We start from the raw sequence: 26,346 nt of genomic DNA, 5'->3' as shown, positions 1-26,346 counted from the left end.
CCTCACCAATAGAAGAAGACGGAAACGATATGGGCGGAAAGCGCGGCGATCAGCGCGAAGGTGACCGGAACGTGGATATAGAGCCACGCCTGCAGCCATGATTTCAGCTTCAGGTGCCGGCGCATCCGGTCGAGCATGCCCTGCTTGCGCGCAAGCAAGGCATCGACCTTGTCCAGCGGGTCGTCCGCCGTTCGCGGGCGATAGGCGCGCCCTTCGCGCAGCCGCACGGTGGCATCGCGCGTGGCGCAGCGCGGATAATTGCCGGTCAGCCGGTTCCACACGTTGCCCGCGAAGGGATCTTCCTCAAGGCTGCCCTCCACCAGCGCGGCGCTTTCGCGGTCAAGCGGCTGGGCCGCTTCGTGCAGCTGCCGGTCCAGCGAGCGCAAAGCCTCTATCATCTGCTTTTCGGTGATCGCGCCTTCCTCGTCGAAGCGGTTCGCCGAAAGCGCCTGCGGCACCGTGGCATAAAGCCACACACCGAACAGGCCGGACAGGATCACGATCATCATCAGCGCCCAGGCCAGCGTGTGGACGTTCCAGCCTAGGTCGAAGCCGGTGTGCAGCGTGCCGATCACGATCAGGCACAGCCCCAGCCAGACGTGCGCGCTGGTCCACGCTTTCAGGCTCCACCGGCCGGGCGTGATCGCGCGCTTGCGCACGCCCAGCATCGTAAGCCACAGGATCAGCAGCGCGCCTGCTGTGCCCAGCGTATAGCCCAGCCAGGTTCCGCCAAAGTGCTGCCGGGGCAGCGGCACGAAGATGTAGAGCGCGATCAGCGCAATCGCGAGCAGCGCGGAAACCTTCCACCAGCGCCCGCCGGCATATGTCAGGAACCCTTCGTGCCCCGATTGGCGCACGCGGCGGGTGCGGCCGCGCCGGGGTTCGCGGGTGGTGGTGGTGTCCTCCGCGGTTGCCGCGGTTTCGAAATCGCCCTGGTCGGGGCCATGCGCGGTCGTCGCCATCACATGCTCTCCCGCTCAAGCCGCGATACGGTGAGGAACTCGTCCGGGCTTACGCGGATCGCCGCGCCGGTGGGGCAGGCGCGCACGCACGAAGGGCCGCCGTCTATCCCCGCGCACATGTCGCACTTGATCGCCTTCTTGCGGTCAATCGCTTCGTCGACAGCGGGATCGCCGGTGTAATGCGTGTTCTTCCTGGACCACTTGTATGGCGGTTCGCCCGGTCCCGGCCCGCGCCCGAAGAACAGCCACGAAAGCAGCGACGGCTTCTTCGGCGGCACCTTGTCCATGCGGATCACGCCATAGGGGCAGTTGCGCTGGCAATTGCCGCAACCGATGCAGGTATCGTCGATGAACACTTCGCCGTCCGGCCCGCGATGGATCGCGTTGGGCGGGCAATCGGCCATGCAGTGCGGGTGTTCGCAGTGGCGGCAGGACGTCGGCACGTGGAGGTGCGCAAAGCTCTTGCCCGCCTCGCGGTCGAGCCGCGAAAGGCCGTCGTGGCTGTCGGCGCAGGCCTTTTCGCAGTTGTCGCAGCCCACGCACAGCCGCTCGTCGATCAGCAGCACGTCGGTTGCTTCGCCCAGCCCCTGGCTGACAAGGAAGTTGGCCTGTTCGGAATAGAGATCGACCACGCTCGACATCGAACCCTTGCGCGATTCGATCAGCGCGTTGGTTCGGCGGCGCAGTTCCATGTCCTCGCGCGCCTTGGCCACCAGCGCGGGTTTTGAATCGAGCACGCGCTGGAACGCGTCGCCGTCCACGTGGATCACTTCGGACTTGATCGCCGCGCGCACCGTGGCGGTGCGCTGGCCGCCGTCGATCAGCGCCATTTCGCCCACGTATGAGCCGGCCGGCAGGTATGAGAGGAACACGGGCTTTCCGCCCACTTCCTTTTCCACGATCATCGACCCGACGCGGATCACGAAGATGTCCTTGCCGTCGTCGCCTTCGTTTATGATCGCCTTGCCGGCGGGCACCTGTTCGATCTTCGCGGTATCCACCACTTCGCGGATGTCGTCCGTCGTCAGGCCGGAGCCGAACATCTGCAACAACTGACGCTCGGTGGAAATGCGCTCTATCGCGCGCTTGGCGCTGGGCACCTGGCTTTGCAGTTTCAGCGCGGCATTGCGGCTGATTTCCACGCAGATCGCATCTTCGGCGGCCACGATGGTCGCGCCGCGGCGGCGGCCAGAGATCAGGCCCACCTCGCCGAAGATGGACCCCTTGCCGATCGGCACCACCTTGCTCGGGTCGTTCGGATCGATACGCACGTGGACCGACCCTTCGGCGATCGCGAAAAGCGACGATCCGGGATCGTTCTTTTCGAAGATCGCATCGCCCTTGCGATAGGCGCGCGCGTCCGAATCGAGCATGAACTCGCGCATCTGCAGGCTCGTCATCCCTTCGAGGATGGTGATGTTGGTGCGCAGCAGCTCAAGCCATTCGTCGACGGAACGGTTGCCCGGCAGGTCCGCGAACTTCTCGGCCAGCAGCGGCTCGTCCGCCGGTTTCAGGTCCGTATTGCCGGCGATGAACTCTATGACGTCATAGCCCTGGTTCATGCAGTGCTTGATCAGCGGATAACCGGCGAGCGCGCCGATTACGAACACGCCGGGCGCGGTGGATTCGAACTGCGGGGAAAGCGTGGGGAATGCCAGCCGGTCGTCGCTGGCGAATTCTATGCCGCAGCCTTCCACGAAGGCGCGCGGCGGGGCCGACCCGATGCGCGCGATGATCCGGTCGCAACGTATCCTCTCTTCGCCGTCGCGCGTGTCCAGCGTCACCCATTCGGGCTCAACCTGCTTCACTTCGGTTTCGTACCGGATCGTAAGCTTGCCCGCCTCGTCGTCCTCGACCAGCGCCTTGGCGTTGGGTTCTTTCGCGGTGGCGAAGCTTTCGCGCACGTTGGCCGACTTGGGCTTGCGGTTGAGGATGGTGACGACATTGCCCTGCGCCGGGTCTTCCACCAGGCCGCGCGCGTTCTCTATCCCCGCGTCGCCCACGCCCACGACGATGATGTGTTCGTCCACGATCGCGTAGGGATCGTCCAGCTGGTAGGTGACGTGCGCAAGGTCGCCGCCGGGCGCGCGCACAAGGTTGGGGTTGCCCTGCGTGCCGATCGCCAGGATCACGTTTTCGGCAACGATCGTCTCGCCGTTGGTCAGCGTCAGTTCGTAAGGCGGTTCGTGCCGCTGGACTTCCTTCACCTCGTCCGGCTTGCCGCGCCGGCGGATCACGATCTTCTGCACGCTGCCCGCAATTTCGGGGCCGGTGCCGCGGATCGCCTTTACCTCTGCATTGTATTTGACGTTCACGCCAAGCTCGCTGGTGCGCGAATTCCACTTGTCGAGGATCTCCTCGCGCTTGCCCGCATCGAAGGCCTGTTCGCCGCCAGCCCGCAGGATGAGCTGGTTGGGCGTCGCCATGACGTGCTTGCCCTTCTGGTATTTGAAGATCGTGTCCGAAAGGTGGTCGGTCTTTTCCAGCAGCACGTGGCTCATGCCCCGTACCGCGGCCTGGCTGGCGGCGCTCATGCCCGCCGGCCCAGACCCGATGATCGCTACCTTGTAGATTTCGCTCACCGGCGCGCGTCCCCCCGCAACGTCGAAGGGCGGCGCATCTGCGCGCGCCTGCCCGAATTTTTGTTAAGCGACCCCTGTCTTTGCGAGACATTAGCGAATGCGCCCGCGATTGCCACCCCGCATTTTGCAGCGATTGCATTCGCTTGCCTTCGCCGTGCGCCTTGCAACTTGCGCTTGCAGCGGGATATGCCCGCGCTGCGAGGGGCCGGAAGCGCGGCCGCGACAGGCGCAAGGAGCACGAGATGAGCGAACCGACCCCCACACCGGCGGCATCGGGTGCGGGCGGAGGGTCCTTGGCGGGGCGCATCCTGCTGGGCCTGGCGGCAGTCGTGGCGGTCGTTGCCGCGGGCATTGCCATCAATCGCGGCAGTTCGTCGGAAGCGCCGCCTCCCCCGCCGCCCGCCGACACGGCCAGCGCATCGGCGCAGCCCTCGGTGGACGAGGTGATCGCGAAGCTGGAAGCCAAGCTGAAGGACAACCCCGACGATGCCGAAGGCTGGCGGATGCTGGGCTGGTCCTATTTCCAGACCGAACAATATGCCGAAGCGGCGACCGCGCTGAAGCGTTCGACCACGCTGGACCCCGATAACGCGCAGACGTTTTCTTTCCTGGGAGAGTCGCTGGTTCTGGCCAGCAAGGAAGAGGGCAAGATTCCCGCCGATGCGATGCGCGCTTTCAATCGCGCGCTGAAGCTGGACCCCAAGGATGCGCGCGCGCGATATTTCAAGGCGGTGGCGATGGACCTGAAGGGGCAGCACCGCAAGGCGATCGACGCGTGGTTCGCGCTGTTGAAGGATACGCCAGAGGATGCGCCCTATGCGCAGGATATCCGCGACGTGATCGAAACGGTCGCGAAGAAGAACGATATCGACGTTTCCAAACGGCTGGCCGAAACGCAGTTCGCCGCGCCGAAGGGCGGCATGGTGACGGACGGCGCCGAAAAGGCATCGGCGGCGATCCCCGGTCCGAGCCGCGACGAAATGCAGGCCGCCGCGCAGTTGCCCAAGGGCCAGCAGGACGCGATGGTGCACGGTATGGTCGACGGGCTGGAAGCCAAGCTGAAGGCCAACCCCGATAACGCCGACGGCTGGATCATGCTGATGCGCAGCCGCATGCAACTGGGCGAGACGGGCAAGGCCGCACAGGCGCTGAAAGACGCGCTCGCCGCGTTCCGGAACGACACCGCCCAGACGCGCCGCATCAAGGAAGCGGGCCAGAGCCTGGGTGTGCCGGGGGCATAGGTTCAGGCCAGCGGTTTCCCCGGCCGGGTGTGATCCTCAAACAACGACTCGCCGCAATTCAAGGATTTACGAAGAATTAACCTTTCTTCTTCATTGGTCATATGGTTAATGACGGGCAAGACCCATTGCGTTGGGGTTAAGCCACGGGGACAGGTAAACAGGGGGTCAATTCGATGCGGGTTCTACTGATCGAGGACGAGCCGACCACTGCGCGGGCAATCGAGCTTATGCTCACCGCCGAAGGCTTCAACGTCTATTCGACCGATCTCGGGGAAGAAGGCCTCGATCTCGGCAAGCTCTATGATTACGACATTATCCTTCTGGATCTCAATCTGCCCGACATGCACGGGTATGACGTGCTGAAGAAGCTGCGCGTCGCCAAGGTGCAGACGCCGGTGCTGATCCTGTCGGGCATTGCCGAGATGGATTCGAAGGTCCGCAGCTTCGGCTTCGGTGCCGACGATTACGTGACCAAGCCCTTCCACCGCGAAGAACTTGTCGCGCGTATCCACGCGGTCGTGCGCCGTTCGAAGGGCCATTCGCAGTCGGTCATCCGCACCGGCAAGCTGGCCGTGAACCTCGACGCGAAGACCGTGGAAGTCGATAGCGCGCGCGTTCACCTGACCGGCAAGGAATACGCGATGCTGGAACTGCTCTCGCTGCGCAAGGGCACCACGCTGACCAAGGAAATGTTCCTCAACCACCTTTATGGCGGGATGGACGAGCCGGAACTGAAGATCATCGACGTGTTCATCTGCAAGCTGCGCAAGAAGCTTGCCCATGCCTGCGGCGGTGAAAACTATATCGAAACCGTCTGGGGCCGCGGCTATGTGCTGCGCGATCCGGAGGATGCGGCCGAAGCCGCCTGATATTCGCTCCTGAAGTGACAATCCCGGAACGGCCCGTCAGCGATGGCGGGCCGTTCTGTTGTGCGCGAAGCGGGTGTCAGGCCGCCTTCGCGCGAAGTGCGGCCAGGTCCATGCCGCTGGGCTGCTGGTAAAGCCGCAGGCCGAATTCGGGCAGGATCGCCAGAAGGTGATCGAATATGTCCGCCTGGATGGCTTCGTATTTCGCCCATTCGGTTGTCGTGGCGAAGCAATAGATTTCCAGCGGCAGGCCCTGCGGCCCGGGCGGCAACTGGCGCACCATCAGCGTCATCCCGTCGCTGATTCGCGCATTCGCCCGCAGATAGGCGGTAATATAGGCGCGCAGCGTGCCGATGTTGGTGATTCGCCGCGCGTTCACCGAATCGGTATCGGCCGGCAGTTCGCTTTCGTTCCACGCGCGGATTTCCGCGTCCTTGCCCGCCAGGTATTCGTCCAGCAGGCGGAACTTGCGCAGGCCCGATACCTCGTCGCCGGTCAGGAAGCGGATCGCGTTCTGGTCTATCAACAATGCCCGCTTGATCCGCCGCGCGCCCGTGTCGCTCATCCCACGCCAGTTCTGGAAACTTTCCGCGATCAGCTTGTAGGTCGGGATGGTGACGATCGTCTTGTCGAAGTTCTGCACCTTCACCGTGTGCAGCGCGATGTCGATCACGTCGCCGTCGGCGTTCATGTCGGGCATCGTGATCCAGTCGCCCACGCGCAGCATGTCATTGCTGCCCAGTTGCACGCTGGCGACAAGCGAGAGGATCGTGTCCTTGAACACCAGCATCAGCACGGCGGCCATCGCACCCAGCCCGGATAGCAGCAGCAGCGGCGACTGGTCGATCAGGGCGGAGATCATCATGATCGCCGCCGCGCAATAGATCACGATCTTGACGACCTGGAGATAGCCCTTGATCGGCCGGCTGCGCGCTTCCGGGCGACGGCGGTAAAGCTCGTCCACGTAATTCAGCCCCTGGCTCACCGCCATGGCGACGGACAGGATGATCGTGGCGCGCGCGACGTTGGCGATCAGCGTCACCGCCTCGTCCGGCAGGTTGGGGACGAAGGCGATCCCGCGCGAGATGACCAGCAGCGGAACCGCGGTGGCAAGCCGTGTCGCCGCCTTGTCCGCCGTCAGGCTGCGTTCGTCGAGGAACGGCGCGGCGGCGCGCAGCAGCACGTGCTTGAGCAGGAAATTGAGCGCCAGCGCGGCGACAGCAAGGAGCACAAGGCCGATCACGGTCTGCGCCCAGGCCGGCTGTTCGGCAATAAGGGACATCAGGTGTTGCATGCGCGCGGCGCTAGCCGGAACGGGCGGCCAACCTCAACCCCTGTGGCGCTTCAATGCTTGCAACAGGCACGGGTGGACAGGGTGTGTTGTATTTGTAATACAGTTGTCGCTCAGGGCGCAGGGAGGAACAAGATGGACCGGACACGCGCGCAAACTGTGCCCGTCCCCGCGCGCGGGGACATCGCGGCGCTGGCTTGCGGGCTGGCCGTATTCGCGTTCCACGCCGCCCTGGCGGGACGGTACGACCTGTTTCGCGACGAGCTCTATTTCATCGTCTGCGGCCAGCATCCCGCGTTCGGTTATGTCGACCAGCCTCCCGGCGTGCCCTTGCTGGCCGCCGCGCTCTACAAGCTGGGGCTGGGCGCGTGGGGTGTGCGCCTTCCCGCCGCGCTGGCGGCGGGCGCGCTGGTGTGGCTGGCGGTGCGGTTCGCGCGACTGCTGGGTGGCAACGGCCTCGCCGTGGGTCTTGCCGCGCTGGCATCCGCGATTGCGCCCATGCTGATGGGCATTACCGCCACGCTCAACACATCGGCCTTCGATCCGCTGGCCTGGACGCTGGTGGCCTGGCTTGTCGTGCGCGGGCTGCGCGATGAAGACGGCCACGCCCTGATCTGGGCCGGGCTGGTCGCGGGCGCGGCGTTGCAGATAAAGTATTCGATGGTGTTCTGGATGGCCGGCGTTTCGATCGGCCTGCTGCTGACGCCCGAACGCCGGGTGTTCGCGCGTCCGGCCTTCTGGACCGGCGCGGCGATCGCGGCGCTGGTCGCGCTGCCGTCGTTCGTCTGGCAATGGGCGCACGGCTTCCCGTTCCTTGAACTGGGGGCCGCGGCGGACGGCAAGAACGTGGACGTTCCCCTGTTGCCGTTCCTGGGCAACCAGGTGCTGGTGATGAACCCGGCCCTTGCGCCGCTGTGGATCGCCGGGCTGGTCGCGCCGTTTTTCGTCAAGCGGCTGAAAGACCTGCGTTTCCTTGTCATCGCCTGTGCGGTGGTGTTCGTTATCGTGCGGGCGGGGCACGGCAAGGATTATTACCTTGCCCCGCTGTATCCCACGCTGTTCGCGATCGGCGCGGTCGCGCTTGCGCCCATGGTGCGCGGCGCCATCGGAAAGGCGGTTGCGGGCCTGCTGGTTACGGCGGGCGTCGCCGTTTCGGCGCTTGCCGCGCCGGTTGCCCTGCCGGTCCTCTCACCGTCCGCGCTTGCCGCCTATATGCAGCGCACCGGCATCGCGCCGCAGCAGCAGGAGCGCAGCTTCAGGGGCACCGTGTTGCCGCAGGTCTTTGCCGACCAGGTGGGCTGGCACGATTTCACGCACCAGGTGGAGGCGGCGTGGAACCGCATTCCGCCCGCAGACCGCGCGGCGACGGGCATCAAGGTGGACAATTACGGCGAAGCTTCGGCGCTGGACCTTTACGGCCACGGCCTGCCGCCCGCGCTTTCGGGGCATAACCAGTTCTATCTCTGGGGTTTGCAGGGGCAGCACCCGGTCAACCTGCTGGTGGTCCAGCACAATCCGGAAGACCTGAAGCCCTATTGCCGGCAGATGACCGTGCTGGGCAAGACCTATTCGAAATGGGCGATGGCGCATGAAAACGGCAAGGTGATTGCCTTCTGCAAGGGCGTGACCCCGCCGATCGGCAAGCTGTGGCCGAAGCTCAAGATGTACATGTGACGCGCGCGGCTTGCATTGGCGCGTCCGCGCTGCCAATCGCCCGCGCATGACCGCGAACAAGCCCGGCGATCCCACTACGCTCAACCGTCTCTATGGCCGCGCCAAGGGCAAGCCCCTGCGCAAGGGCCAGCAGGCGCTGGTGGACAACCTCTTGCCGCAGATCGCCGTGCCCGCCGACGGGCCGGTGACGGCAGAGCGGCTGTTCGGCCACGATTGCCCGCTGCATTTCGAGATCGGCTTCGGCGGCGGGGAGCACATGGCGGAGCGTGCCGACATGCTGCCCAGCCACGGCTTCATCGGCGCGGAACCGTTCCTCAACGGCGTGGCGCAGGCGCTGATGCACGTCGATGGCGATCGCAATTCCGATGGCACCCCCGCGCACCCGCCGCTGGCCAACGTGCGCATCCATCACGGCGACGCGCTGGAAGTGCTCAATCGCGTTCCCGACGGTGCGCTGACGATGCTCTACCTGCTCCACCCCGATCCCTGGCCCAAGGCGCGCCATGCCAAGCGGCGGATGATGAACGACGGGCCGGTGGAGCTTTTCGCGCGCAAGCTGAAACCGGGGGGAGAGTTCCGCTTCGGCACCGATCACGCGGTTTACCTGCGCCATGCGCTGATGGTGATGCAGCGGCATACCGATGCCTTCGAATGGCTGGCAAAGCGCCCGAAGGATTTCATGGTGCGCCCGTCGGGCTGGCCCGAAACGCGTTACGAGGCCAAGGCGCGGAGCGTCTATGGCCATGAAGTGTGGTACTTTCGCTATCGCCGCCGGGGGTGATCGAATAGGGCATTAAGGCGCTTTTCCGCCCCGGCACGCACACCGGGTTAGCTGCTTGTTAACCATCATGTGGTCTCCTTCTCCCTGCCGCCGACAGGGGATTTGCGGCATCAGGAGACGGGGCATGTCGAATACCGACTTCGCATCGCTGGCCATTGCCGAACTGCGTGAATTCGCCAGCTTCTCTGCTGCCGAGCAGCGTTACATCAAGCGCAGCCTGGATGTCGGGCTGGGCCGGCAGGACGCATTCCGCCTGTGGGCGCGCGATAGTGAGGAGGCCGCGTCGATCCGCGGCCAGTATGTCGCCTACCAGGAATTGAAGACGCTGCGCCGCGCAATGCCGCGCAGCGGCGGGTTCGATGGCGTGGACGATTTCATCGGCAAGCTGGTGCGCGTTTCGGCCTTCGACCTGGCGCAGGAACGGCTTTCCTGCTTTTCGGCCTATCGCTTTCTTTACGAACGCCTGCTGGGCGCCGATGCGCGCCCGTGGCTTCCGGCCGCGTTCTGCGGTGCCGCCGCCTTGCCGCAGATTCGGCCTGAACGCCGCAAGGGACTGCTGCAGTCGATCAGCGAAGCCGCGGCGACCGCGCCCGGCTGGTCCACCCGCGCACCCAGCTTCTTTCCCGACTACGTGGAGAAGGAAGCGGCTTGAGGGGCTGACTGGGGCTGACGCCCGGCCGAACGAGGCCGGTCCTTATGTTGCTCAGGCCTTGTAAAGCGCATCCACCCGCTCGCCATAGCGGTCGCGGATCTTGTGGCGGCGGATTTTCAGGCTTGGCGTCATTTCCTCGTTCTCGATGGAAAAGGCCTCGTCCGCGAAGGTGAACTGGCGCACCTTTTCGGTAACGGACAAGTCCTTGTTCACCCGGTCTATCGCCGTGCGGATCGCATTCCTGAAGGCGGGCAGATCCTGCAACGTGGGTATGTCGAACTTCTCGTCCTCTGCCCGGCACCATTCCACCGTCCATTCCGCATCGGGCACGATCAGGCCGACGATATAGGGCCGCTTGTCCCCGCTCACCATCGCCTGCGCGATTTCGGGCTGGAGCGTCAGCATCCCTTCTATCTTCTGGGGCGAGACATTGTCGCCCTTGTCGTTGACGATCATGTCCTTCTTGCGGTCGGTGATGCAGATGCGGCCGTTTTCGTCGATATGGCCGATGTCGCCGGTGTGCAGCCAGCCCGCGTCCTGCCCGGAAGTGGGAATCGCGCGCTCCGTCTCCGCCTGGTTCTGCCAGTATCCGTGCATCACCAGTTCGCCGCGCACCAGGATTTCCCCATCGTCGGCGATCTTCACCTCCACGCCCTTCATCGGCGGGCCGACGGTATCCATCTTCAGCCCGGCGGCGGGGCGGTTGCAGCTGATCACCGGCCCGGCCTCTGTCTGGCCATAGCCTTGCAGCATGGTGAGGCCCATCGCATCGAAGAACACGCCGACATCGGGGTTCAACGGCGCGCCGCCCGAAACCATGGCCTTGATCCGGCCGCCGAAACGCTGGCGGATCTTGGGCCGCAGCGTGTGTTCCAGCAGGAAGCTCATCGGGTAATCGGCCAGCTTGCGGTTGCCTTGCGCCGCGCGGTCGCCAATCGCCAGGGCCTTGTCCATCAGGAAGCCCGCGACCTTCCCCTGCTTTTCCACCTGCTTCATGATGCGCGCGCGCAGCACTTCGAACAGGCGCGGCACCACGACCATGATCGTGGGGCGCACGTCCTCTATATTGCTGGCAAGCTTTTCCAGCCCTTCGGAATAATAGATCTGCGATCCCATGCCGATCGGCAGGAACTGGCCGCCGGTGTGTTCATAGGCGTGGCTGAGCGGCAGGAAGGACAGGAACACCTCATCCTCCCAGCCGAAATCGTTGGCCAGGATCTCGGCCGCGCCTTCCACGTTGCACAGGATCGATCCGTGGTGCTGCATAACCCCGCGCGGCGCGCCTCCGGTGCCGCTGGTGTAGATGATGCAGGCGGTATCCTTTCGCCCGATCGATTCGATGCGCCGGTGCACCGCCGCGCGCGCCAGCGCGGCGTCGCCTTCCATCAGGCCTTCCCAGTCGTGAAAGTTGAGCGTGCCCGATTGCGCCTGCTTCAACGGTTCGATGCCGATCACGTGTTCGGCACAGGGCGCGCGCAGCGCGGCGGGAAGCAGAGGCGCGGCCAGCTTTGCGCTGGATACGATCACCGCGCGCGCGCCGGAGTTTTCCAGGATGTGCAGGTGATCGCGTTCGGTATTGGTGATGTAGGTTGGCACCGAAACCAGCCCGGCGGCCATGATCGCAAGGTCCGTCAGGCACCATTCGGGCCGGTTTTCGCTTACCAGCATCACGCGCTGGCCGTCCTGCAGGCCCAGGCGGCGCAGCCCTTCGGCCAGAAGGCACACGCGGTCCACCGCTTCGCGCCACGATATCGATTGCCATTGGCCGCCGCGCTTCGCCCACAGGAAGGGGCTGTCCCCCCGTTCGCGTGCGCGGTCGAGGAACATGGCGACAAGGTTCGGGTAGGCGGAAAAGTCTGAAAGCTGCACGCGTTGCCCTCTCTACGCCGTTCTCTGCCGGAACGGATGTGTCAGCGGGTGTAATCGCCGCCAGACGCGACGGCAACCGCGCGTGCGCTATGTTGTGGGAAGAGACGCCGCGCGGCCCGACCCGACCGGGCCGGTGCCGCGCGTGGTCATGGGGAGGGGCTGGTCAGCGCGTCATTCGTGCGCGCCGTTCAGGCTGTTGGACCGGCGCACGATCTGCGTCACGTTGCCGGCGGTGTCCATCGCCACGCCTTCGCTGCGCGGATCGGCCGCGCCGACCCATTTGCCGTTCACCCGTTCCACCGCGTTGGCCTTCAGTCCCAGCGGCGCGACCTTGATATCCTCGCCCATCGCCCTGAGCGCGGGAACCAGCGGTTCAAGGTCGCTGCCCTGCTCTACAACGGCGAATTTGGTCGACGGCGCGAAGATCAGCCCCGTGGCGATCGCCTGCTGCGCGGTCATGTCCCAGTCTATCACGCCGATGATCGCCTTGGCGACCTGGCAGATGATCGTCGCCCCGCCCGCCGCGCCGATGGCAAGGCGCACCTTGCCGTCAGGGCCATAGACGATGGTGGGCGCCATCGAGCTGCGCGGGCGCTTGCCGCCAGCCACGGCGTTGGCGGCAAGGTATCCGTCCGGCGACGGGTTGGCGTCGAAATCGGGAAGCTCGTTGTTGAGCATATAGCCGTCGACCGCGATGCCCGATCCGAAATAGCCGTTGATCGTGGTCGTCACGGAAACCACGTCCCCGGCGGCGTCGGCCACGGCAAGGTCGGTTGTGCCCGGATCGTCCTTGTACGGAACCTTGGCCCGCTTCGGCGCCCCGGCGGGATGGCCGGCCTCGATCGAGGCGAGCATGTGATCGGGAGAGATCAGGGCAGACCGGCTGGCGAGATAGGTCGGGTCCAGAAGACCCTTCACCGGCACGCTGACATAGCCGGGATCGCCGATGTACATGTTGCGGTCGGCATAGGCGAGCCGTTCCGAATCGGCGATCAGGTGCCAGGCAACCGGGGATTTGCTCCCCAGCGCGTGCAGGTCGAAGCGTTCCAGCTGCTTCAGGATCATCAGCACGGTGATCCCGCCCGATGACGGCGGCCCCATGCCGCACACCTTGTATTTGCGATAGGTTTCGCAAACCGGCGCGCGGTCAATCGCCTTGTAGCCTTCGATATCGGCGGCGGTCATCTTCGACGGATTGGTCGCCGCGGTATCGAGCGCGGTGGCGATCTTCTGCGGGTTTTCTCCCTTGTAGAACACGTCCGGCCCGCCCTTCGCCAGCCGTTCCAGCGTATCGGCCAACGCGGGCAGTTTCAGCATCTTGCCCTCGGCCACAGCGTCGCCATCGGGCTCGAAATAGACCTGTTTCGCCCAGCCGACGACGTGGCGGCCATAGAGGTTGAGGCCGTTGTGCATCCGCGCGCTGACGGCAAAGCCGTTACGCGCCAGCGCGATTGCCGGGCCGAACAGCGTCGCCCACGGAAGCTTGCCGTGCTCGGCGTGGGCCTTTGCCATCATCGCCACCGCGCCGGGAACGCCCGCGCTGCGGCCGCCGATGGCCAGTTGCCGGAACGGCATGGGCTTGCCGTCCGCGCCGAAGAACCAGTCGGGCGTGGCGGCGGCCGGTGCGCTCTCGCGGCCGTCGATAGTGGAAAGCGCGCCGGACTTCCCGTCGTGGCGCACCCAGAAACCGCCGCCGCCGATGCCCGAATTCTGCGGTTCCACCACGTTCAGCGCCAGCATCGTTGCGATTGCCGCGTCGGTGGCGTTGCCGCCCAGCCGCAACATTTCCACGCCCGCCGCCGCAGCGCGCGGGTCGGCCGCGGAAACCATGGCGGCACCGGCTTGCGGGTTTTCGTTGGCGGCTGCCTGGGTGGCAACCGGCGGGGCCGTTGCCGGTGCGGTTTGCGATGCGGGAACCTGCGCGCAGGCAGAGGCGAGGAGAAGCGCAGAGAGCGCGAGCGGACGGATGTTCATGGGCGCCGAAGCTAGGGAGAATGCTGCGCCGCGGCAATCCCGGAATGGCACACGATTGTAGCAAAAGTTAAACAAATCTAATCGGTTTCGTCACAGGCGCGGACGCAAAGTTGTGTGCGAAACGGTCATTTTGTCGAATCCATACAATTCCCGAATCGGATCGACCTTTAAGGACAGTGTTGCGACCCGAAGGGCTCGGTGCAGCGATGTGTCGAGTTCTCCACTTCAAGGCGGCCTGTCCCAAACGCGACAGGCCGCCCTTTTTTTATATGCGCGACTTGCGATATTTGCGCGGATAACACAGGATTCACGTTGGTGGACGGGCGTGCGGGGCAAATGAACGGATAAAGATGGATTCGGGAAGCGAAGCGGACGGGTCGGGGACGTTCGCCAAATCGGATGGAAAGACGCAAGCCGCGCATGGCGCGGTCAATCATGCGTTGGTCCGCCGTTCGCTTATCGATTTCCAATATGTCGCTCCGCCCGCCGCGCTCGAACCCTTTGTCCTCAGGTATGTGCTGCTGCGCTGCGACGAGCCGCATATCGCCGATATCCAGGCGGCGGGCATGGGGCTGGTCATCGCATTCCTGCGCGGCACGGGGGAAATCCACCTGCCCGGCGGAGAGATCGCGAAAAGCAGCCGAATCAACCTGCTGACGCCGCAGACCGAAGCATCGCCCCTGCTGATAGACGGGCCGTGGCACGCCTTTGCGGCCACACTGACCCCGCTTGGCTGGGCAGCGCTTTCCGGCCTCTCCGCGGCGGACCACGGCAACCGGATGTACGATGCCGGCGCGGTGATGGGAGAGGCGTTCGCCCGGCTGGGAGAGGATCTGGTGCGCCGATATGACCGCGGCGACGCCTCTGCCGCCGACCTGGCGGAGATCGCCAGCGAAACATTGGCCGCGGCGATCAGGCCCGTGCCGGAGCCGCACGTGCGGCTGATCGATCTGACGACGCAATGGATGAGCGAATCGCTTTCGCCCAAGGTTGAGGATCTTGCCGACCGTGCGCTCTATTCGCGGCGCCAGCTGCAGCGCCTGATCCACCAGTATTTCGGCCTTCCGCCAAAGCAGCTTGCCCGCAAGTATCGCGCCTTTCGCGCCGCCGCGCTGCTGGCGGACCCGGAAACCGGGCCGGAAGAGATCGTGCGCATCGAAAACGCGTTTTACGACCAGCCGCACATGATTCGCGAAATCCGCCTGTTCGTGGGCCGCACGCCTTCGCGGCTGGGTGAAAGCGATACGCCGCTTCTTACAGAGCTTCTGGCCTTGCGTCATTACCGCGAAACCAGGCCGCGCTACGCGGGCCTGCCCCCGGATTTCGAACGGAAAGTGCCGGACTGACCTTGCGTTTATGCGCCTTCATGAATAGATAATCGGAATGGAATGGTCCGATTAACGGGCCTGCCGGTTTTTACCGGAGCAAACCGAAGGCGGGTTCGCGCGATGCGGCTTTCAAGCATGGCAGACTATGCAGTGGTGACGATGAGCGCCGCCGCCCGGCATTGTGGCGGGGTGCGCGTCAATGCCGCGCAGCTGGCCGACGAAACCGGCCTGCCCGCGCCGACCGTGCAGAAGCTGGTCAGCAAGCTTGCCACCGCCGGCCTGCTCAATTCCACGCGCGGTGCGCGCGGCGGACTGAAGCTGGCGCGCCCGGCGGCGGCAATCAGCCTCGCCGATATCGTGGAAGCGGTGGAAGGGCCGATCGCGCTTTCCGCCTGCACAGAAGGCGGGCACGATTGTTCGGTGGAAGATTGCTGCACTGTTCGTCCGCACTGGCCGCAAGTGAACAACGCGCTGCGCGCCGCGCTCGCCGGCATCGCGCTGAGCGACCTCGCCGCGCCGCCAACTCCGGGACAAACCGGAATGCTCGAAACGAGCGGGATCTGACATGAGTGAAGATGTGGAACTGACCGACGGCATTACCGACCGCGCCGCGCGCGAAGCCGCGCAGAAGCTTGAGACGTACGAGCACGGCTGGTCGGCCGAGATCGACCAGGAATTCGCGCCCAAGGGGTTGAGCGAAGACACCGTGCGATTCATCAGCGCCAAGAAGGGTGAGCCCGAATGGATGCTGGAATGGCGCCTGAAGGCCTATCGTCACTGGCTGACGATGACGCCGCCCGACTGGGCGAAGCTGGACGTGCCGCCGATCGATTATCAGGACGCCTATTACTACGCCGCGCCCAAGCCGAAGAAGAAGCTCGAATCGCTCGACGAACTCGATCCCGATATCAAGGCGGTTTACGACAAGCTGGGCATCCCGATTGCAGAGCAGGAAGTGCTGGCGGGCGTGGAAGGCGCGCGTAAGGTGGCGGTGGACGCGGTGTTTGACAGCGTTTCGGTCGCCACCACATTCCGCAAGGAGCTGGAAAGCGCGGGCGTGATCTTCCGTTCGATCAGCGAAGCGATCCGCGAATATCCCGATCTTGTGAAAAAGTGGCTGGGCCGCGTCGTGCCGCAGCACGACAACTATTTCGCGGCGTTGAATTGCGCGGTCTTTTCCGACGGCACCTTCGTTTACGTGCCCGAAGGCGTGCGCTGCCCGATGGAGCTCTCCACCTATTTCCGCATCAATGCGGAGAATACCGGCCAGTTCGAACGCACGCTGATCGTGGCGGACAAGGGCGCCTACGTTTCCTACCTCGAAGGCTGCACCGCCCCGCAGCGTGATGAAAACCAGCTTCACGCCGCCGTGGTGGAACTGGTCGCGCTCGACGATGCGGAGATCAAGTATTCCACGGTGCAGAACTGGTATCCCGGCGATGCCGAGGGCAAGGGCGGCATCTACAACTTCGTCACCAAGCGGGCGCTGTGCCAGGGCAAGCGCAGCAAGGTCAGCTGGACGCAGGTTGAAACCGGCAGCGCGATTACGTGGAAGTATCCCAGCTGCGTGCTGAATGGCGAGGATTCGGTGGGCGAGTTCTATTCCGTCGCGGTCACCAACAACCGCCAGCAGGCCGATACCGGCACGAAGATGATCCACAACGGCAAGCGCAGCCGTTCCACCATCGTTTCCAAGGGCATCAGCGCGGGCAAGTCGAACAACACCTATCGCGGGCTGGTGCGCGTCGGCCCCAATGCAGAGGGCGTGCGCAACTTCACCCAGTGCGATTCGCTGCTGCTGGGCGACAGGTGCGGTGCGCACACCGTGCCCTATATCGAAGTGAAGAACCCCTCTGCGCAGATCGAGCACGAAGCGACCACCAGCAAGATCAGCGACGACCAGTTGTTCTACGCGATGCAGCGCGGGCTGGACCAGGAAGCGGCGGTGGCGCTGATCGTCAACGGCTTCGCCAAGGAAGTGCTCAAGGAACTGCCGATGGAATTTGCCGTGGAAGCGCAGAAGCTGCTCGCGATCTCTCTGGAAGGGAGCGTGGGGTGATGACCGAACGCAAGACCCTTTCCACCCGCGCGCCCAGTGACGATGCGCCCTCCGGCCTCAAGAAGAAGGGGCGTGGCTGGCAGATCGACGAGAAGCGGCTCGACGTGCTGCACGACCGTGCGCGCGAGATGCGCCGCCATCCCACCGAGGCGCAGGCCGCGCTCAACAAGGCGCTGGGCGAGGTCGATACCGGTGGCTACACCTTCCGCCGCCAGGACGTGATCGGTTCGGCCATCGTCGACTTCGCCTGCAAGCCGCTGATGCTGGTGGTCGAACTCGATGGCGACGAGGACGCGGCCTACGCCCCCACCCGCGACAAGAGCCTTGCCGAAGTGGGCTATCAGGTGCTCCGCCTGCCCGCTGCCGAGGTGCTCGCCGATCCCGAAGGCGCGGCCGCGCATATCCGCGACGCGATGGAAGCGCGCTGGCACGAACGCCGCGCCCGACAGAACACCAGGCCGTCCCGTGGCCGCGCGCACAACCCGCGCGACGCCCGCCCGGCCCGCACGCATCAGGACTGAACATGCTAGAAATCACCAATCTTTCCGCGAACGTTGCCGACAAGCCGATCCTCAAGGGGCTTTCGCTCACCATCAACGCGGGCGAGGTCCACGCGATCATGGGGCCGAACGGCGCTGGCAAGTCCACGCTGGGCTATACGCTCGGCGGGCGGCCCGGCTACGAAGTGACCGGCGGTTCGGCCACGTTCGAAGGTGCGGACCTGTTCGGGATGGAACCGCACGAACGCGCCGCTGCCGGGTTGTTCCTGGGCTTCCAGTACCCGGTCGAGATCCCCGGCGTCTCGTTCGTGCAGTTCCTGCGCGAAAGCCTGAACGCCCAGCGCAAGACGCGCGGGGAAGAGGCGCTTTCGGGCGGCGAGTTCCTGAAGCTCGCGCGCGAGAAGGCGGGGCTGCTCAAGCTTGACATGGACATGCTGAAGCGCCCGGTGAACGTGGGCTTTTCGGGCGGCGAGAAGAAGCGCGCCGAGATGGTGCAGATGGGCATCCTCGATCCGAAGCTCGCCGTTCTGGACGAGACCGACTCCGGCCTCGACATCGATGCGCTGCGCGTGGTGGGCGAAGGGATCAATTCGATCATGCGCAAGCCCGACAAGGCGGTGCTGCTGATCACGCACTACCAGCGGCTGCTCGACTACGTGAAGCCCGATTTCGTGCACGTGCTTGCGGATGGCCGCATCGTGAAGTCCGGCGGCCCCGAACTGGCGCACGAGCTTGAGCGCGAAGGCTATGAGGCGGTGGCGTGAGAGAGGCGGCAACCCTTCCCACCACGCGTGACGAGGACTGGCGTTATGCCGATGGCGATGCGCTGGCGGCCTTCGCTCCGCAAGCGTTCGACGTCTGGAAAGAGGTAACGCTCGCGCCGGGCGAGACGCGCGCGAAGACGCTGGTGCTGGACGGCACCGGGCCGGAACTCCACCGCGTTCACCTGACCGTGGGCGAAGGCGCGCGGGCAGAGATTTTCGCGATCAACACCGGCACCGATTACCTGCGGCTGGAAGTGGAGGTGCGGCTTGCCAAAGGTGCGCATTTCGAATTCGGCGGGGTGACGCTGGGCGGCACCGGAACGCAGGAATTCGTGACGCGCGTGCTCCATGCGGAGCCGGACGCGACATCGAACCAGGTCGTGCGCTCGGTCCAGTGGGGGCGCTCCACCGGCAACTTCCTCGGCCGCATCGAGGTTTCGCCCGATGCGCAGAAAACCGACGCGGCGCAGAATTTCAAGGCGATGCTGCTGGAAGCGGGCGCCACCGCCAACGCCAAGCCGGAACTGGAAATCTTCGCCGACGACGTGAAGTGCGCGCACGGCGCCGCGATCGGCGCGCTGGACGATGCGGCCGCGTTCTACATGGCGGCGCGCGGGCTTCCGCCCGAAGCGGCGCGCAAGCTGCTGATCCGCGCTTTCGTGGCCGACGCATTCGAGGCGATGAGCGACGAGGGCGAAGCCGCCGCGTTGCTCGACAAGGCGCTGGAAGCTCTGGGGGATGCGGGATGACGGAAGCCTCCACCCCTCGGTTCGCGTCAAGCGCAGTCGAGAAGCGCGTCCCGACTGCGCTCGACACGAGCGGAAACAGCATGACATGGCCCGGCCTGCTGACCCCGGATGGCAACCGCTGGCACTACCTAGACACCGCCGCCACCGCCCAGAAGCCACAAGCGGTGATCGACGCGGCGGCGGCCGCGATGGGGCGCGACTATGCGACCGTGCATCGCGGGGTCTATGCCCGCTCGGCCGAAATGACGCTGGCTTACGAGGCGGCGCGCAGGAAGGTTGCGGCCTTCATCGGCGGCGCGGAAAGCGAAGTGGTGTTCACGCGCGGCGCGACCGAGGCGATCAACCTTGTCGCCAACACGTGGGGCACGGCGAACCTGAAGGCGGGCGACCGCGTGCTGCTTTCAACGCTTGAACATCACGCCAACATCGTTCCGTGGCAGATGCTGCGCGATCGCACCGGCATAGAAATCGACGTCTGCCCGCTGACGGCGGACGGGCGGATCGATCTCGACGCGGCGGAAGCGATGCTTACCCCGGCGCACAAGCTGGTTGCGCTGGCGCACGTTTCCAACGTGCTCGGCTCTGTGCTCGACGTGGAGCGCGCGGTGCGCCTTGCGCACGGCGTGGGCGCGAAGATCCTGATCGACGGCTGCCAGGCCGTTCCGCGCCTGCCGGTGAACGTGGCGGCGTTGGGCTGCGATTTCTATGCCTTTTCGGCGCACAAGCTTTACGGGCCGACCGGCATCGGCGCGCTTTGGGCGAAAGAGGAGATCCTCGCCGCCATGCCGCCGTGGCAGGGCGGCGGCGCGATGATCGACCGCGTGACCTTCGAAAAGACCACATATGCGCCGCCCCCGCAGCGTTTCGAGGCGGGCACGCCCGCCATTGTGGAGGCGATCGCCTTTGGCGCGGCGGTGGATTTCGTGTCGGACATCGGGCTGGAAGCCATCGACGCGCACGAACGCGCGTTGGTGGCTAAAGCGCGCGATGCGCTGCGCGCGACCAACGCGGTTACGCTGTTCGGGCCGGACGAGGCCGCGGGCATCGTCAGCTTTGCGCTGGACAGCGTGCATCCGCACGACCTTGGCACGATCCTGGACGAGGAAGGCGTGGCGATCCGCGCGGGGCACCACTGCGCGCAGCCGCTGATGGACCACCTTGGCGTCCCGGCCACCGCGCGCGCCAGTTTCGGCATCTATTCGGACGAAAGCGACATCGAGGCTCTCATCCGAGGCATCGATCGCACGAGGAGGATATTCGGATGAGCGACGATCCCAAATTTGCCGTCGAGGAAGTGGACAAGGTGGAAACCGCACCGCGCGCGAAGGTTGAAGACGCGACCGAATCGCCTGCCGAAAAGCTGGAGCGCAAGCGCGACTATCTTGACGGGTTCCTGTCGGAAAAGCCCGTGGGGGCCGATCCCAACCAGCCGGGCGGCGACACCTATGAGGCGGTGATTACCGCGCTCAAGGACATCTACGATCCCGAGATACCCGTGAATATCTACGACCTGGGCCTTATATATGGCGTGGACGTAACGAACGAAGGCGACGTTGCCGTCACCATGACGCTGACGACGCCGCACTGCCCGGTGGCCGAATCGATGCCGGGCGAAGTGGAACTGCGCATCGGCGCGGTGCCCGGCGTTCGCGACGCGCAGGTAGAGATCGTGTGGGACCCGCCGTGGGACCCCGCGAAGATGAGCGACGAGGCCCGGTTGGAACTGGGTATGCTGTAATTTGATCCCTTCCCGTTGGTGGGAGGGGGGAGAGATATGAGATGACGACCGAAACCAGGATACGCCCGCGCCCAGCCGCCGTTACGCTGACGCCCGCCGCCGAAGCGCGGATCGGCGCGTTGATGGAAAAGGCGCCGGACGATGCAATCGGCGTGAAACTTTCCACCCCGCGACGCGGCTGTTCGGGCCTCGCCTACTCGGTCGACTTCGTCACAGAGGCCGATCCGATGGACGAACGCATCGAAACCAGCGGCGGCACCTTCTTCATCGACGGAGCGAGCGTGCTCTACCTGATCGGGTCGACGATGGACTGGCGCGAGGACGATTTCACCGCCGGCTTCGTGTTCAACAACCCGAATGCCACCGGATCGTGCGGCTGCGGGGAGAGCTTCACCGTCTGATGCGCTGCGCCTTGCCACGGCGCCTGCGATGGTATTCAATCGCGCGGTTAAATGCGCGGAGAGGATCATGGCGCTGACCGGCGAAGACCTGCGGCAGAAGATCGAGAGCCAGAAGAGCGATAATCCCGCGATGTACGGGGGCATCGATTTCGGCCTGCGACCGGAACGACTGCTGGACGGCCAGCCCGAACTTTCCGATTTGCGCAATGTTTCACCCGGCATGGCAGAGCGCCTGCTGGCAGACCGCGACCTGATCGGCCGCATGGAAGCCTATACCATGCTGGGCGACACGGTGGCCGATCCCTACGCCGCGCTGATGCCGCAATACGGGTTCCGCCCGCTGGTCGAAATGCTGGTGGCCGCCTGCGACAAGGGTGTGGACGCGGTGCCCGATGCGCCGCCGGAACTTTCGCGCTTCATCGCCGCTATGGAAGACACGCCCGCATGGGTGGACATGAAGCTGGTGGAAAAGGGCGCGCGGCTTCAGCGCAACGCGATGGCGAACTTCGCGCCCTGGGCGATCCGGGGCGGATTCATCGCCACCTTCATGAACAAGTACGCGGCGCTGCCGATGGCGTTGACCGGCACGCTTTCCAACAAGACGGCCGCGCGCCGGATCAAGGAAACCGCCACATTCTTCGGCACATCCACACTGCCCGGCGCGCTGAGGCGGTTCGGCCCCGGCTTCAAGGCGGCGGCGATGGTGCGGCTGATGCATTCGATGGTGCGCTTCAACGTGCTGTCGAAAGGGCGGTGGGACCAGAGGGTGTTCGGTATCCCGATCCCGCAAGTCGACCAGATGCCCGCCGGCCTTATCAGTGACTTTTTCATCTCCAGCAAGGCGCTGCGCGAAAAGCGCGGGTTTACGGCGGACGAACGCGCGCAGATCGAACTGTCACGCTATCGCTGCTTCCTGCTGGGCCTGCCGCAGGACCTGCTGGCCGATACCCCGGCAGAGATCGTCGATGCATGGAACGCGCGCATGGTGACGCTGCGCAGCGGGTTTGACGATGCGACCTGCGGCGCGCTGCTGCGCGCGACGATGGAGGCGCAGTTGGGCGATACCTCCACGCCGAAGGGCGCGATGCGCGAACGCTTCGAAAAGAGCTTTTCGAAAGTCTATTTCCTGCAGAACTTCTGCGGCGGGGACGAACGTCGCGCGCGCGATTTCGGCGTGCGGATTTCGGGGATTGACCGTGCCCGCGCCGCCGCGGTGGGTCTGCACGTGGTTGGCCGGATGCGCGCCTATGAAGCGGCGGGCAAGGTGCCCGTCCTGCGTGAGATCGCGGCGATGCGGCTGACCGGCAGGTTGCAGCGTTATCTCGGCACGCTGGGCCACGCAGAATTCACCAGCGACGGTGCGAAATACAAGCCGGCGGCAAGCGGGAAAGAGGCCGAAGCCCCGGCCTGAGTGCAGGTTGGTATTACAGATCGAATCAGAGACGATGTCGTATCTGCTTGTTTTGCAAGCAATGTTGTACCGAAAATCCGGAATCCGCTTATTCTGGAAATGCCTTATTGCAGCAGCATTCGGGAAAGCGCCATCAGCCCGGCGAGCGCAAGCATGACGCCCACGAATCCCCGCCATGCGGCATTGCTGACGCGCCCGAATGCCTTTCCGCCCAGCCAATTGCCCAGCAGCACGGCGGGAAACAGCGCCAGCGCGATCAGGGCTTCGCGCCTGCCGCCAAGGCGCAGCAGCAGCGCGGCGGCGGTGCTGGCGACCGATGTCATCAGAAACACGCTCATCATCGATGCGCGCGCCACCGCGCGGTCGATCGGCCGGCGCATGTAATAGGGCACGACCGGTGGGCCGGGCATTCCCGCAAAGCCGGTAAGCAGCCCGGCGGCCGCGCCGGTAAGGCCCGTTTCGATTGTCCCCGGAACGTGGTCCTGCTTCATCGGTAACAGGACAATGCCGAAGGCGCCGATCGCCACCAGCGCGATCAGCACGCGCGCGATGCCGGGCGGCGTGGCCGCCAGCAGCAGCAGCCCGGCGGGCGTCAGCACCATCGCCAGCAGACCGATGGGCACGGCGCTGGAAAACTCTCCCGCGCGGCGGATGTCCTTCACGCTGGCGATGCCGATCAGCAGGCCCAGCATGTTCGAAATCACCACCGCCTCGGTCGGGGATACGATCAGTCCGAGCAGCGGCACCAGCAGGATGGCCATGCCGAACCCCGCCAGCCCGCGCACGAACGCCGCGACCAGCGCGGCGCACATCGCCAGGGCAAGCGTCAGCAGCGGGATCTGGTCGAGGGTCACGGCGCCGTCCCGTTCAGGTGAGCAGCCAGCCGAGCACCGCGGGAAGCGGCCATATTGCCAGAAGCCACCACCGCGCGCGCCGGTATCCGCCGAAATAAGCGCCCGCCGCGCCGGTCAGCCCGCCCGCCGCGACGATCATGTAGATCGCCACGTGCGCGCGCTTGACCATTTCGCAGACGTTGAACGTGTATGTGCCGGGCCGTGCGCATTCGGTCCCGGCAACGGGCACGAACAGCAAGGCAACCACCGCAACATAGATCGCCAGCGGCAACACCAGGCCCATCGGGCCGGGCCGGGCGGCGCCGGGTTCGCGATGTTGCAGCCCCCAGTAATACCCGAGGCCCGCCATCAGCACCGCGACGACGAAGACCGACACCGCCCGCGCAACCTCAAGCCGGCTTGAGGTCGGGCGGGGTGGCCGCGGCCTTCAGCATGGCGATGGCTTCGTCAAACGGCACGACCTTCTGCTCTTTTTCGCCCAGCGTGCGGATCGCGACGGTGCCTTCCTCGGCCTCGCGCTTGCCGACCACCAGCAGGTGCGGAACCTTCTTCAGCGAATGTTCGCGCACCTTGTAATTGATCTTCTCGTTGCGAAGGTCGCTCTCTACCCGAATGCCCGCTGCTTTCAGCTTCGCCTCGACCTCGGCGGCATAGCCGTCCGCATCGTTGACGATGGTGGCCACCACCGCCTGCACCGGGGCAAGCCACACCGGCAGCTTGCCCGCGAAGTGTTCGACAAGGATGCCGATGAAGCGTTCGTATGATCCGAAGATCGCGCGGTGGAGCATCACCGGGCGGTGGCGTTCGCCGTCCTCGGCAATATATGTCGCGTCCAGCCGTTCGGGCAGAACGCGGTCGGACTGGATCGTGCCCACCTGCCAGGTGCGGCCAATCGCGTCTGTCAGGTGCCATTCCAGCTTGGGTGCATAGAACGCGCCTTCGCCGGGCAGTTCCTCCCAGCCGTATTCCTCGCTTGCCAGCCCGGCGCGCACCACCGCATCGCGCAGTTCCTGTTCGGCCTTGTCCCACATCTCGTCGCTGCCGAAACGCTTTTCGGGGCGCAGCGCCAGCTTGATGGAGTAAGTGAAGCCGAAATCGCGATAGATGCGGTCGGCCAGTTCGCAGAACGCCTGCACCTCGTCCACGATCTGATCTTCGCGGCAGAAGATGTGCGCGTCGTCCTGCGTGAACTGGCGCACGCGCATCAGCCCGTGCAGCGCTCCATGCGGTTCGTTGCGGTGGCAGCAGCCGTTTTCGTAAAGCCGCAGCGGCAGTTCGCGATAGGACTTGATGCCCTGCCGGAAAATGAGGACGTGCGCCGGGCAGTTCATCGGCTTCAGCGCCATCCAGTCCGCATCGTCGGAAACCAGCGGGCCTTCGTCTTCCACGTTGGGCACTTCGTCGGGGATGACGAACATGTTCTCGCGATATTTGCCCCAGTGGCCGGACTGCTCCCACTGGCGCGCGTCCATAACCTGCGGGGTCTTCACCTCGCGATAGCCCGCGCCGTCTATCGCGCGGCGCATATAGGCTTCCAGCTCGCGCCAGATCATATAGCCCTTGGGGTGCCAGAACACGCTGCCGTGCGCTTCCTGCTGAAGATGGAACAGGTCCATCTCAGCGCCCAGCTTGCGGTGGTCGCGCTTGGCGGCCTCCTCCAGCCGGTGCAGATGCGCGTCGAGCTGCTTCTTGTTGAGCCAGCCGGTGCCGTAGATGCGCGTAAGCTGTGCGTTCTTCTGGTCGCCGCGCCAGTATGCGCCCGCCACGCGCAGCAGCTTGAACGCCTGCGGGTCCAGCTTGCCCGTGCTGGGCAGGTGCGGCCCCCGGCACATATCCAGCCAGTCGGTTCCCGACCAGTAAACCGTCAGGTCTTCGCCCTCGGGCAGTTCGGCGGCCCATTCGGCCTTGAAGCTTTCGCCCTGCCCCGCCCAGCGCGCGATCAGGTCTTCGCGGCTCCACACTTCGCGGCGCAGCGGTTTGTCGGCCTTGATGATCTCGCGCATCTTCTCTTCGATGGCGGGCAGGTCGTCCATGCTGAACGGTTCGCGGCTGGCGGGGGCCAGCACGTCGTAATAGAACCCGTCGTCGGTCGCCGGGCCAAAGGTGATCTGCGTGCCGGGCCACAGCGCCTGCACCGCTTCGGCCAGAACGTGGGCATAATCGTGCCGGGCAAGCTCCAGCGCATCCGCCTCGTCACGCGCGGTGACAAGCGCAAGCTCGGCATCGCCTTCAAACGGGCGCGCAAGGTCGCGCAACTCGCCATCCACGCGCGCGGCCAGCGCGGCCTTGGCCAGACCGGGGCCGATTGCCGCGGCAACGTCCGCCGGGGTGCTGCCTGCAGGCATTTCGCGCACGGACCCGTCGGGCAGGCTGATCTTCAACATCTCGGACATCGGTCACTCTCTTGCTTTCGGCGCGCTTTGGCACAAGCCGGCGCGTGCCGGAAGGGGCGGCGTGCTGCTTCGTGGGGCATGTCCGGGAGGTGACGCCATCCGCCCGGCACCGGGCGACGGGCGGGATGCGCAGGCCGCTTCAGCCGCGCACGACGCTCCGCCCCCGGTCGCCCGGGGTGGTGGTAGTCGGGATCAAGGCGCGCAAATGCGTCATCGCCATTGCAGATAGGGCCTTGGCGACAGCTTGTCACCCTCTC

At 65.2% G+C, this 26,346-nt stretch carries 23 protein-coding genes; 15 read left to right on the top strand and 8 right to left on the bottom strand.

All coding sequences use genetic code 11. The features are described 5' to 3' along the window. Window positions 1–2: 2 nt before the first annotated feature. Both RXV95_RS01100 and RXV95_RS01095 read right to left on the bottom strand, forming a co-directional pair. Complete coding sequence (locus tag RXV95_RS01100; RefSeq protein ID WP_338467186.1) at window positions 3–962, bottom strand: hypothetical protein; 960 nt, start codon at window positions 960–962, stop codon at window positions 3–5. Further along, window positions 962–3,544: a cyclic nucleotide-binding domain-containing protein gene (locus RXV95_RS01095; RefSeq protein ID WP_338467185.1), complete on the bottom strand. Its 2,583-nt coding sequence runs from the start codon at window positions 3,542–3,544 to the stop codon at window positions 962–964. Before RXV95_RS01095 ends, RXV95_RS01100 begins: the two co-directional genes overlap by 1 nt. 242 nt (window positions 3,545–3,786) lie before the next feature. On the opposite strand from RXV95_RS01095, the gene RXV95_RS01090 reads away from it, so the two are divergent. Together RXV95_RS01090 and RXV95_RS01085 are read left to right on the top strand one after the other, a co-directional pair. After that, window positions 3,787–4,785: a tetratricopeptide repeat protein gene (locus RXV95_RS01090; protein WP_338467184.1), complete on the top strand. Its 999-nt coding sequence runs from the start codon at window positions 3,787–3,789 to the stop codon at window positions 4,783–4,785. A 173-nt stretch (window positions 4,786–4,958) separates the two neighbouring features. Then, on the top strand, window positions 4,959–5,654 hold the full coding sequence (locus RXV95_RS01085) for a response regulator transcription factor (protein ID WP_338467183.1): 696 nt from the start codon (window positions 4,959–4,961) through the stop codon (window positions 5,652–5,654). A 76-nt stretch (window positions 5,655–5,730) separates the two neighbouring features. Here RXV95_RS01085 and RXV95_RS01080 read toward each other — a convergent pair whose 3' ends face one another. Continuing rightward, entirely contained in the window at window positions 5,731–6,933 is a 1,203-nt protein-coding gene (locus RXV95_RS01080) for a mechanosensitive ion channel family protein (RefSeq protein WP_338467182.1), read from the bottom strand. Between the two features lie 144 nt (window positions 6,934–7,077). On the opposite strand from RXV95_RS01080, the gene RXV95_RS01075 reads away from it, so the two are divergent. The 3 genes from RXV95_RS01075 to RXV95_RS01065 all read left to right on the top strand — a co-directional run bounded on the left by RXV95_RS01075 (window position 7,078) and on the right by RXV95_RS01065 (window position 10,049). Continuing rightward, the gene (locus tag RXV95_RS01075; RefSeq protein ID WP_338467181.1) at window positions 7,078–8,616 is read left to right on the top strand and encodes a glycosyltransferase family 39 protein; all 1,539 of its coding nucleotides are present in this window, start codon (window positions 7,078–7,080) and stop codon (window positions 8,614–8,616) included. A gap of 46 nt (window positions 8,617–8,662) precedes the next feature. Continuing rightward, a complete protein-coding gene (locus RXV95_RS01070) occupies window positions 8,663–9,397 on the top strand; it encodes a tRNA (guanine(46)-N(7))-methyltransferase TrmB (RefSeq protein WP_338467180.1) in 735 nt (244 codons plus the stop codon). Between the two features lie 124 nt (window positions 9,398–9,521). Continuing rightward, on the top strand, window positions 9,522–10,049 hold the full coding sequence (locus RXV95_RS01065; protein WP_338467179.1) for a hypothetical protein: 528 nt from the start codon (window positions 9,522–9,524) through the stop codon (window positions 10,047–10,049). Window positions 10,050–10,100: 51 nt separating this feature from the next. On the opposite strand, the gene RXV95_RS01060 is transcribed toward RXV95_RS01065, so the two are convergent. Next, window positions 10,101–11,918, bottom strand: a complete 1,818-nt coding sequence (locus tag RXV95_RS01060) for an AMP-dependent synthetase/ligase (RefSeq protein ID WP_338467178.1) — start codon at window positions 11,916–11,918, stop codon at window positions 10,101–10,103. 171 nt (window positions 11,919–12,089) lie between these two features. After that, on the bottom strand, window positions 12,090–13,892 hold the full coding sequence (ggt, locus tag RXV95_RS01055) for a gamma-glutamyltransferase (RefSeq protein ID WP_338467177.1): 1,803 nt from the start codon (window positions 13,890–13,892) through the stop codon (window positions 12,090–12,092). Between the two features lie 350 nt (window positions 13,893–14,242). On the opposite strand from ggt, the gene RXV95_RS01050 reads away from it, so the two are divergent. The 10 genes from RXV95_RS01050 to RXV95_RS01005 all read left to right on the top strand — a co-directional run bounded on the left by RXV95_RS01050 (window position 14,243) and on the right by RXV95_RS01005 (window position 22,842). Continuing rightward, entirely contained in the window at window positions 14,243–15,238 is a 996-nt protein-coding gene (locus RXV95_RS01050; protein ID WP_338467176.1) for an AraC family transcriptional regulator, read from the top strand. 102 nt (window positions 15,239–15,340) lie between these two features. Next, complete coding sequence (locus RXV95_RS01045; protein ID WP_338467175.1) at window positions 15,341–15,784, top strand: SUF system Fe-S cluster assembly regulator; 444 nt, start codon at window positions 15,341–15,343, stop codon at window positions 15,782–15,784. 1 nt (window position 15,785) lies between these two features. Continuing rightward, window positions 15,786–17,279, top strand: coding sequence for a Fe-S cluster assembly protein SufB (gene sufB, locus RXV95_RS01040; protein WP_338467174.1), 1,494 nt, complete (start codon window positions 15,786–15,788; stop codon window positions 17,277–17,279). Then, window positions 17,279–17,800 (top strand): DUF559 domain-containing protein, encoded by a 522-nt coding sequence (locus tag RXV95_RS01035; RefSeq protein WP_338467173.1) that lies wholly within the window; start codon window positions 17,279–17,281, stop codon window positions 17,798–17,800. Before sufB ends, RXV95_RS01035 begins: the two co-directional genes overlap by 1 nt. 2 nt (window positions 17,801–17,802) lie before the next feature. Continuing rightward, complete coding sequence (gene sufC, locus RXV95_RS01030) at window positions 17,803–18,543, top strand: Fe-S cluster assembly ATPase SufC (RefSeq protein WP_338467172.1); 741 nt, start codon at window positions 17,803–17,805, stop codon at window positions 18,541–18,543. Continuing rightward, window positions 18,540–19,292 carry a SufD family Fe-S cluster assembly protein gene (locus RXV95_RS01025; RefSeq protein WP_338467171.1) on the top strand — a complete coding sequence of 251 codons (753 nt, stop codon included), beginning with the start codon at window positions 18,540–18,542 and terminating at the stop codon, window positions 19,290–19,292. The genes sufC and RXV95_RS01025 overlap by 4 nt, the downstream gene beginning before the upstream one ends. Before the next feature lie 80 nt (window positions 19,293–19,372). Next, on the top strand, window positions 19,373–20,557 hold the full coding sequence (locus tag RXV95_RS01020) for a cysteine desulfurase (RefSeq protein ID WP_338467170.1): 1,185 nt from the start codon (window positions 19,373–19,375) through the stop codon (window positions 20,555–20,557). After that, on the top strand, window positions 20,554–21,030 hold the full coding sequence (locus RXV95_RS01015; RefSeq protein ID WP_338467169.1) for an SUF system Fe-S cluster assembly protein: 477 nt from the start codon (window positions 20,554–20,556) through the stop codon (window positions 21,028–21,030). Before RXV95_RS01020 ends, RXV95_RS01015 begins: the two co-directional genes overlap by 4 nt. A 41-nt stretch (window positions 21,031–21,071) precedes the next feature. Continuing rightward, window positions 21,072–21,431, top strand: coding sequence for an iron-sulfur cluster assembly accessory protein (locus tag RXV95_RS01010; protein ID WP_338467168.1), 360 nt, complete (start codon window positions 21,072–21,074; stop codon window positions 21,429–21,431). Between the two features lie 67 nt (window positions 21,432–21,498). Continuing rightward, complete coding sequence (locus RXV95_RS01005) at window positions 21,499–22,842, top strand: oxygenase MpaB family protein (protein WP_338467167.1); 1,344 nt, start codon at window positions 21,499–21,501, stop codon at window positions 22,840–22,842. A gap of 104 nt (window positions 22,843–22,946) precedes the next feature. Here the strand turns inward: RXV95_RS01005 and RXV95_RS01000 are convergent, their stop codons facing one another. From RXV95_RS01000 to thrS, 3 genes are read right to left on the bottom strand one after another with little or no spacing between them, the layout of a single operon-like run. Beyond that, the gene (locus RXV95_RS01000) at window positions 22,947–23,696 is read right to left on the bottom strand and encodes a sulfite exporter TauE/SafE family protein (protein WP_338467166.1); all 750 of its coding nucleotides are present in this window, start codon (window positions 23,694–23,696) and stop codon (window positions 22,947–22,949) included. A gap of 13 nt (window positions 23,697–23,709) precedes the next feature. Next, the gene (locus tag RXV95_RS00995; RefSeq protein ID WP_338467165.1) at window positions 23,710–24,072 is read right to left on the bottom strand and encodes a hypothetical protein; all 363 of its coding nucleotides are present in this window, start codon (window positions 24,070–24,072) and stop codon (window positions 23,710–23,712) included. Between the two features lie 13 nt (window positions 24,073–24,085). Next, complete coding sequence (gene thrS / locus RXV95_RS00990) at window positions 24,086–26,089, bottom strand: threonine--tRNA ligase (RefSeq protein WP_338467164.1); 2,004 nt, start codon at window positions 26,087–26,089, stop codon at window positions 24,086–24,088. Window positions 26,090–26,346 lie beyond the last annotated feature (257 nt).

The sequence above is a fragment of the Novosphingobium sp. ZN18A2 genome (assembly GCF_036784765.1).
GTDB lineage: Bacteria > Pseudomonadota > Alphaproteobacteria > Sphingomonadales > Sphingomonadaceae > Novosphingobium.
The sequence above is the reverse complement of the archived record's forward strand: the minus strand, read 5'-3'. Positions and strand labels throughout refer to the sequence as shown.